Origin of the sequence: Kurthia huakuii LAM0618 (assembly GCF_000505545.1) — a bacterium.
Classification (GTDB): Bacteria; Bacillota; Bacilli; order Bacillales_A; family Planococcaceae; genus Kurthia; species Kurthia huakuii.
The window spans coordinates 1-893 of the sequence record NZ_AYTB01000042.1; the positions used below are offsets into that span (position 1 = coordinate 1).

The 893-nt window shown below is 36.3% G+C and carries 1 protein-coding gene; it reads left to right on the forward strand.

Annotated elements, in window-relative coordinates; translation table 11 throughout:
- Window positions 1-65: 65 nt before the first annotated feature.
- Window positions 66-893, forward strand: an 828-nt coding sequence (locus V514_RS0118370; RefSeq protein ID WP_029501225.1) for an RNA-guided endonuclease InsQ/TnpB family protein, incomplete at its 3' end; no start/stop codon positions are given.

The window sequence follows — 893 nt, forward strand, 5'->3', positions numbered from 1 at the left end:
TAGACAAATGGGTATATATGTATAAGATGATATCTCGTTAAAATCAGGTGAAAGGATGCTAAGAAATGAAGCGGGCTTATAAGCTGGAAATAAAACCAACTGACCGGCAACGTGAAAAACTCATCAGAACCTTTGACGTTTGTCGTTATGTCTACAACATGTATATTGCAACGAATCGTGTTAATTATGAGGAAGACAGAAAATTCATGAGTGGTTATGACTTCTCGAAATGGTTAAATACTGTTCATACGAAACAAAACCAACAAGACTTATGGATTAAAACGGTATCGAGCAAGGCGGTTAAGCAATCCATCATGAATGCAGAACGTGCCTATAAAAACTTCTTTAAAGGATTAAGTAAGCACCCTCGCTTCAAGAAGAAAGCTAGACAAGATGTGAAAGCGTATTTCCCTAAGAATGGGAAAGGTGATTTTTCGCTAAAACGCCACCAAATTAAGATTCCTACAATTGGGTGGGTAACACTAAAAGAGTTTAATTATTTGCCTCAAGACGCAATTATCAAAAGCGGTACAGTATCACAAAAAGCAGATAGATTCTATATCTCGGTCTTATGTGAAGTGCCCGACTGCATAAAACAATCGCCTGAATCAGAAGGTATCGGTATTGATTTAGGTATCAAAGATTTTGCGATGATGAGCAACGGAGACGTTTACGAAAATATGAATAAAACAGATAAGGTAAGAAAACTTGAAAAACGGCTAAAACAAGCTCAACGGAAATTGAGCAGAAGTTATGAACAAAACAAAAAGGTAGGTGAAAACTGTTACTTTAACAATCGACAAAAACAAATTTGTCGTGTACAAAAGTTACATCAGCGTCTAGCGAATATTCGAGAAAACTACCAGAAGAACATTGTGAGTGAATTGGTAAAA